This window comes from Ventrimonas sp. (assembly GCF_048380235.1).
GTDB lineage: Bacteria > Bacillota > Clostridia > Lachnospirales > Lachnospiraceae > Brotaphodocola.
The window spans coordinates 186523-194293 of sequence record NZ_DBFCCJ010000034.1; the positions used below are offsets into that span (position 1 = coordinate 186523).

A 7771-nucleotide genomic window follows, 5' to 3' on the forward strand; every position below is an offset into this window, starting at 1 on the left:
CTCTTTTCAGTATAATCCCAGTGGGTGAGTACCTACCGGCAGTTAGGCTAAATGTCTAGCTGCTTTTTTTATACCCCAAAAGCAAAAACAGAAGATGGAACTCAGCCGGAATTTAAATAAGAACAAACGGAGAAGAACATGGGAGGATTATTCAACAAAACAAGGGAAATGCTGCAGGATGGGCCTTTCCTGAAAAAAGCACTTATGATTGCATGCCCTGTAGCATTGCAGGGAATGTTAAACACCATTGTAAATATGGTGGACACCCTTATGATCGGAGGCTTGGGATCTACAGCGATCGCTGCTGTCGGTCTCGCAAACAAGGTATTTTTCGTATTTTCTCTGCTGGTATTCGGAATTGTCAGTGGCGGCGGCATTTTAGCTGCCCAATTCTGGGGGAACGGTGATGTCAAACATATCCGAAAAGTCCTCGGGCTTTCTATACTGCTGGCACTGACCGGTGCTCTGTTTTTTGTAATTCCGAGCCTGATTAATCCGAAAATGGTCATGAGGATTTTTACGACCAGCGAAAGCAGCATCGCACTGGGAGCACAATATCTGCGGATCGCAGCCATTGCCTATCCATTCCTTGCTCTTACCAATGTATATGTGGCAATGCTTCGTGCCACCAATATCGTCATGTTTCCGCTGATCTGCAGCTGCATTGCCATCGGTCTTAATATCTGCTTAAACTATGTGCTGATCTTTGGAAAACTCGGAGCCCCGGCTATGGGTGTTGCCGGTGCGGCCTGCGCAACTCTGATTGCAAGATGCATTGAACTGATTCTGGTTCTTGGTTATGTATATGGAAAGAAGCTTGCTTTAGCCTGCGGTCCAAGGGGCATGTTTGGCTGGTCCAAATCCTTTGTCTTCCGTTTTGTGGAGACCTCTGCCCCGGTCATTGCCAACGAATTTATGTGGGGACTGGGAACAACCATGTACTCTCTGGCCTACGGACGTATGGGTGATGACGCAGTTGCCGCCATTACCATTGCCACGACCATACAGGACATTGCAGTTGTCCTCTTTCAGGGCCTGAGCGCTGCGACAGCCGTAATTCTTGGACATGAACTGGGCGCCGGACACATAAAACAGGCAGAAAAATATGCCACTCAGTTTTTTATCCTGCAGTTTCTGGTCACTGTGACCGCTGATATCCTGCTGGTCTTAGGCCGCTGGAAGATCATCGGAATCTACAATATCACGCCACAGGTTGCTCAGGATGTAAACCGGTGCCTGCTGGTCTTCGCCCTCTACATGCCTGCGAAAATGTTTAACTATGTCAACGTTGTGGGTGTGCTCAGAAGCGGCGGTGATACAAAGATGTGTCTGTTTTTAGATACCAGCGGCGTATGGTTTCTCGGCGTTCCGCTTGCATTTTTAGGTGCATTCCTGTGGAATCTGCCGATCTACGGCGTATATGCCCTGGTTCTGACCGAAGAAATTTATAAGGCCATTCTCGGTTACCTGCGTTATCGCCAGAAAAAATGGCTGAAAAATCTGGCAGTTCAGGTCTGAATGACTTTCTGACACCAAAAACCCCCTCATTCCAATGGGACAGTCTCTAGGAATGAAGGGGATTTTTTATATTCAAATTCTTGTCATATGCTGATCACAGATGTGAAGAACTCAGCACTGCGATATTGATTCTCTTTCTACCATGCGATTTGCAGAATGATCTGCAGCGCGTAGCATACAAAGGCCAAAAGCACCGTCGGCACAATGAATTTCAGTCCCTTTACAAACTCATCACACCGATGATGCAGCTTCACCAGATTTCCATTCACGATTTCCCGGTACAGTGCAATGAGACGCTGTCTTGCTGCTTCTTCCTCCATCTCCTCCAGATGCTCTTTCTGCATGATTTCCGGGTCCATCCGGGCAATCTGCTCCGGCTGCAGAAGCCGCATGAAGAATACCAGCACGTAAGCATAAGCGCCCATGACCGCAATGCAGCTTAAAATATACAGTACTGACACAAAAAGCTGCAGCCTGTCCTGTGGTTTCACAAGCTGGGAAATCCCATTAAACAGACCAATGATAAACACAAACAGAAAACCACAGAACGTAATGGTAATATAGACCTTGTTATCCAGCTTGTTACTGCGGTCAAACTGGTTTTTGTATTCCGTCATCAGACTGGTAAGCTCCAGCTGACTGCCTGTATTCTTATCTTTTTTCATAAAATCAACAACCTCTTTCATCTGCCGGTCATACTAAAACCGGTTGCCGCACTTCGGACAAAATTCAAAATCCTCTGCTGTCTCATATCCGCAGTGGCTGCAGCGCCGATAAGCATGACCACGGCTTCCCTGATTCACCAGAGTCAGATGCTGCGGCAAAATCTCCACCTGGTCCCCGCGCGCGATCGCCTTTCCAATTTCCGGATCCAGCTCATACAAGGTATTGCAGCAGCTCATCTGGACATAATAATGCCGGTTCCATTTAAAACATGGAATAAAAAACAGCGATAGTACCGTATATGTCATAAAGACCTGATACCGCCCATACTTTCCGCACAGACCGCAGATAACCGTCTGCGTAAAATCAAGCTGTTTTCTTCCGTCCGTAATTCCCATCATAAAAAACATAAGATCACACTTTCTATTCTCGTCATGATGTAGTTATTATAGCTGTTTCCTTTCCATAAATGCAATCTTATTTTCGGTATTTTATCGTATGTACATTTTTGCCGGTCTGTTTTATAATACATCAGGTTTCATCAGCAATTACATAATTATTCCAAAATGATACATACAAGGAGACTCTTATGCAAAAAAATGAGATAAAAGATCTGACCGTTGGATCTCCGATGAAGCTGATTTTAAGCTTTGCGATCCCGATGCTGTTTGGATTTCTATTTCAGCAGTTTTACAACATGGTGGATACCATCATCGTCGGCAAATGCCTGGGGGTATCTGCCCTGGCAGCGGTTGGCTCAACAGGCTCCATCAACTTTATGATCATCGGCTTCTGCACCGGCGCATGCAGCGGCTTTGCCATTCCGGTCGCGCAGAAATTTGGAGCCGGAGACTATATGGGAATGCGCAAGTTCGTAGCAAACGCCGGATGGCTCTCCGCCGTATTCGCAGCAGTTATGGCCACCATCGTTGGCTTCCTCTGCATGGATATTTTACAGTGGATGAACACGCCGCAGGATATCATCCAGGGGGCTTATGATTATATTTTTATCATTTTCCTTGGAATTCCTGTTACATATTTTTATAATATACTTGCAGGTATCATCCGAAGCCTGGGCGACAGCAAAACTCCAGTCTATTTTCTTTTGCTGTCTTCCCTCATGAACATTGCGCTGGATTTCTTCACCATTCTGATACTGGGCATGGGCGTCAGCGGTCCGGCACTGGCCACCGTCATCTCCCAGGGAATCTCTGCGGTGCTCTGTCTGATCTATATGATCCGCCATTATCCGATTCTTCATATGAAACAGGACGAATGGAAACCGGACGGAAGAATGCTCCGAGCCCTCTGCGGCATGGGAATCCCCATGGGACTCCAGTATTCCATCACCGCGATCGGAAGCGTTGTACTGCAGACTGCGGTAAACTCACTTGGCTCCATGGCCGTGGCAGCTGTCTCAACCGGAAGCAAGGTCAGCATGTTCTTCTGCTGCCCCTTTGACGCACTTGGCGGCACCATGGCAACCTACGCAGGTCAGAATGTCGGTGCCAAGAAACTGGACCGCGTAAAAGAAGGACTGAAAGCTGCAAGCTTGATTGGGATCATCTATTCCCTGATCGCATTTGTGATCCTGCTTTTCGGCGGCAAATACATTGCGCTTCTTTTCATGGACGCAGGGCAGACCGAGATCATCGGCAGGGTAGCCACGTTCCTGGCCGCAAACAGTATGTTCTATATCCCGCTGACCTTTGTCAACGTCGTCCGCTTCACGATCCAGGGAATGGGATTTTCCACGTTTGCGATCCTGGCCGGAGTCTGCGAGATGGCAGCAAGATCCCTGGTGGGATTCTGTCTGGTTCCGGTATTCGGATTTCTTCCTGCGTGCTTTGCAAGTCCGCTCGCATGGATCTTTGCGGATGCCTTCCTGCTTCCGGCATTCTTCCACTGTATGAAAAAGCTGAGGAAACTGTTCGGAGAAACCGCATAACAAAAGATATGGAGGGGTTTTAGATGTCAACACTGATCAAACGCTACTTTTTCTTTATCCTGGGACTCATCATTAACTCTTTTGGCGTCGCATTCATTACCAAAAGCACTCTTGGTACGTCCCAGATCTCCAGCATTCCTTATGTGCTAAGCCTGAAATTTACAAACCTGTCCTTTGGACAGACCACATTTATATTTAACATGCTGTTCATCCTCATTCAGCTTCTGATCCTGAAAAAGGATTTTCACCCGATCCAGTTTCTGCAGGTTCTGGCCAACATCCTGTTCAGCTTCTTTATTGATATCAGCATGCTCGTGCTGGCATGGCTGAACCCGCAGACACTGCCACTGCGCATCTTAAGCCTACTGATTGGCTGCGCGATCCTTGCCATCGGGATCAGCGTAGAAGTCGCTCCTGATGTCATCAAGGTTCCGGGTGAGGGCATTGTCCATGCAATCTCCCGCGTATCCGGCATCGAATTCGGTAAGGTCAAGATCCGGTTTGATGTGACCCTGATCATCATGGCCACGCTCCTGTCTTTCCTCTTCTTCCACAAATTAAACGGAATCGGACTGGGAACCATCATCTCCGCCGTACTGGTCGGACCAATGATCTCTTTCGTGAACCGGTATCTTCCGGGAATCGGGAAGATACGCTCACTGGCGGACCACCGTTAGTCTGAGAAGATGTTCCAGAAGTAAATTCAGGGGGCTGTGAAAAAAGCATAGCTCAGGAAAAAGTTAGGGTAGATGGACCTGCACCAACTTTTGCGATATACAAGACAAGACGGTAGAAAAATTTCAGAGAAAGAAAAAGCTGCGCAACAACCTTTGTCGGCCGTCGCGCAGCGACTTAGTTCAATTGGAATTTATATCGCAATCATTTTTCTTTAATTCAAGAATATTCTTCTCGATCTGCTGTATAACCACCCTGAAATCATCATCCGTTTTTCCTGTCGGATCTTCAAGTTTCCAGTTGTCATCAAACACTCTGCCGATAAACGGGCAACCTACATCACAACCCATGGAGATGGAAATGTCTGGCTCTGGGATGCTTGATATCAGCTTAGAATACTGCTTTTTCTCCATGTCGATGCCGTAAAGCTCCTTCATGAGTCGGACGGCATCCTGATTGATCTGGGGCTTGGTTTCCGTTCCGGCGGAATAGAACGCAAACTCGTTCCCACGCAGATGCTTTCCCAATGCCTCTGCGATCTGGCTACGGCAGGAGTTGTGCACGCAGATAAAGGCGACCTTCGGCTTTTTCATTTTCTTACCTTCCTCAAAATGGCGATGACCTCATCCTTTTTCAGCACCTTGCCGTAGGATACCACCTGACCGTCTACCACCAGAGCAGGCGTGGTCATCACACCGTAAGCGGCGATCTTTTCATAATCCCTGCTTCCTTCTTTTCGCTCTCCGCCGACTGCATTGCTTCCGGTGTGCAGCTGCCGCCGCAGCAGCAGGTTTGTGTTTCTTCTTTTTTCTTTCCGAATCCAAAAATTGACATGATTATTGTCCTCCTAAATTATAAGATAAGTCCCTGAAACAGATTAAACAGATAGCCTACAAGAATGATTCCGGCGGTGCAGACCGCAATGAAAAAACCCAGAAACTTCGGCTTGACTGCCTTGCGTAGCATAATCATGGACGGTAGAGAAAGCGTTGTCACGCCCATCATGAAGCTGAGTACCGTGCCGAGCTGCGCACCCTTGGCAAGCAGTGCTTCCGCAATGGGGATGGTTCCGAAAATGTCGGCGTACATAGGAACACCAATCACCGTTGCCAGAATTACCCCGACCGGATTGCTGCTCCCCAGCACAGATACCACCCAGCTTTCCGGAATCCAGTTGTGAATGACCGCTCCAATGCCTACGCCGATGAGAATGTATGGAAATACCTTCTTGAAGGTTTCTGCCACCTGATCCTTTGCATAGGTGAGGCGTTCCTTCTGTGTCAGCGTCGGAGAGTCAATATCTAAGGCAGAAGCGGTATTCCTGTTCATACGCATCCATATCAACGAAGCCCCACTTCACGCATAATCTTCTTCGTACACCAACCAATGCACGGGTAATCTCGCCCATAGGGACAGCCATCACATTCCAACTTGGGTTTCGGTGGCAAAGAGATTAAGTAGTAGCAATTATTTCTACCCAGACGGCAACCCTTTCTGCCATTCGTCCAGAAGTAGCAGTAATGGCAATCGCTCGGCTTGTCTGCGGCACAAACAGGCTTACTCAAATAAAACACCTCCAATCTCTTGTATTTGCCCATGGTTTTGGACAAAAAAAGAGCGCCTATCCATCCCCGATGCGGGGCAAATAGACGCTCTATGTACATAAGGATATTCAATTTTATCCGCTATAACAGCATGGTACTCAAAACATCCGCCTTTTTTGATTAGCAGGTTTTTTAGCACGATTTTTGGTCTGATTAGCAGGAAGGGCATTTTCATTAGCAAGAACAGCCCATTTTCTGCTAAAAATTAGCTGGCGATTTTGTCTTATAACCGCAGTTCGATTCTGGAGGGGTTGTCAAAAATCAAATTTTGGAGTAGAATTTTATCTCATACAGTGAAAGAGCTTTTTCGCAGCTTTTTATATAAGAAAAGCCGAAAACCCTTGAAAACAAAGGATTTCGGCGTTGTTAGCTGGCGTCCATAAGAGGATTTGAACCTCCGACCCCACGCTTAGGAGTTCAAGATCCCCATATAAACACGCATATACTTAAGTCAATCTAAATCAAGGTAAATCCTTGATTTTACTGACTATTCTGTTACTTCCTGTCAAAATAAGAAAACCTGTTTTCATCTATGTAAAACACTTTTCAGTGCTCGTTCGACGCTCGGAGCACTCGGAGGATTTAACTATTCAGTTCCATCCAGTTCATTCAGTTGACCACCGCTACGAATCAGCTTCGCAACAATGATTGTTTGGTTTTCTTATTAGATTACATCTATTATAACGTGTAACGGGTCGGATGTCGATGTTTTTTTGACCATATTTTGCTCTGGTTTACAGTTTGTCCAGCCACCCATCAAAACTTTTCTTTGAAATCCTATACTTGGTTCCAATCTGGATCCAGCGGAATTCATTTTTCTTTAAAAGCTCGTACACGGTAGGTCTGCTGATACCCAGAATATCCTGAATTTCCTTTACTGTGTAGCATCTTTTTTCTGCTTCATTAACTGTGATTTTTTCTTTCTAACCCACGTTATTTTGCAGCCACGGTTACCACTGTTTCCTTTTTTTTCGACATAAGCCAATAAAACATAAAACAAAATATTAATGCAAATACAACGCCAAAAACATTCTGAATCACTCTAAGACCAACTGCTCCTTTTAGTCCATAACTCTCTGTAGCAATGGCCAAAGCACCAAATGTGTTAAATACTGCCTGCCAGCCATATTTTGCAGAAAGTCCTACACCAATTCCGCCAAGGATTCCTATGTATGTATAGATGGATGGCGGAAGCAAAAAATATAGTACTGTAAAGCATATTACACCTGCAATATTTCCGACAATCCTTTTGCGGACTCTGTATTGCATATCCTCCATAAATGGTAAGATTGCTGACATTGCCGCAATTCCAGCCCACATTGCCCGTGGCATATTGCAGAGTTCCGCAATGCAGAGTACTGCC

Annotated in this window: 8 protein-coding genes and 2 pseudogenes; 3 read left to right on the forward strand and 7 right to left on the reverse strand. The window is 46.3% G+C overall.

The features are described 5' to 3' along the window. The first annotated feature begins 138 nt into the window (after positions 1–138). The gene (locus tag ACMP1L_RS05975) at positions 139–1518 is read left to right on the forward strand and encodes an MATE family efflux transporter (protein ID WP_418452329.1); all 1380 of its coding nucleotides are present in this window, start codon (positions 139–141) and stop codon (positions 1516–1518) included. A 137-nt stretch (positions 1519–1655) separates the two neighbouring features. On the opposite strand, the gene ACMP1L_RS05980 is transcribed toward ACMP1L_RS05975, so the two are convergent. Further along, positions 1656–2183 (reverse strand): hypothetical protein, encoded by a 528-nt coding sequence (locus ACMP1L_RS05980; RefSeq protein WP_418452331.1) that lies wholly within the window; start codon positions 2181–2183, stop codon positions 1656–1658. Positions 2184–2216: 33 nt separating this feature from the next. After that, positions 2217–2591, reverse strand: coding sequence for a zinc ribbon domain-containing protein (locus tag ACMP1L_RS05985; protein ID WP_118731755.1), 375 nt, complete (start codon positions 2589–2591; stop codon positions 2217–2219). A gap of 179 nt (positions 2592–2770) precedes the next feature. Between ACMP1L_RS05985 and ACMP1L_RS05990 the strand changes: the two genes are divergently transcribed. After that, complete coding sequence (locus ACMP1L_RS05990) at positions 2771–4129, forward strand: MATE family efflux transporter (RefSeq protein WP_418452333.1); 1359 nt, start codon at positions 2771–2773, stop codon at positions 4127–4129. A gap of 23 nt (positions 4130–4152) precedes the next feature. Next, on the forward strand, positions 4153–4806 hold the full coding sequence (locus ACMP1L_RS05995; RefSeq protein ID WP_418452334.1) for a YczE/YyaS/YitT family protein: 654 nt from the start codon (positions 4153–4155) through the stop codon (positions 4804–4806). A 180-nt stretch (positions 4807–4986) separates the two neighbouring features. On the opposite strand, the gene ACMP1L_RS06000 is transcribed toward ACMP1L_RS05995, so the two are convergent. The 5 genes and pseudogenes from ACMP1L_RS06000 to ACMP1L_RS06020 form a co-directional block, all read right to left on the reverse strand. Next, complete coding sequence (locus ACMP1L_RS06000; protein WP_118731752.1) at positions 4987–5397, reverse strand: arsenate reductase/protein-tyrosine-phosphatase family protein; 411 nt, start codon at positions 5395–5397, stop codon at positions 4987–4989. Further along, positions 5394–5638 (reverse strand): annotated as a pseudogene (locus ACMP1L_RS06005) (thioredoxin family protein). Before ACMP1L_RS06005 ends, ACMP1L_RS06000 begins: the two are co-directional and overlap by 4 nt. An 18-nt stretch (positions 5639–5656) precedes the next feature. Next, a pseudogene (locus ACMP1L_RS06010) lies at positions 5657–6106 on the reverse strand (permease); the annotation flags it as partial. Between the two features lie 1036 nt (positions 6107–7142). Further along, positions 7143–7322 (reverse strand): helix-turn-helix domain-containing protein, encoded by a 180-nt coding sequence (locus ACMP1L_RS06015; protein WP_418452338.1) that lies wholly within the window; start codon positions 7320–7322, stop codon positions 7143–7145. A 19-nt stretch (positions 7323–7341) separates the two neighbouring features. Beyond that, positions 7342–7771, reverse strand: a 430-nt coding sequence (locus tag ACMP1L_RS06020; protein ID WP_418452335.1) for an FUSC family protein, incomplete at its 5' end; no start/stop codon positions are given.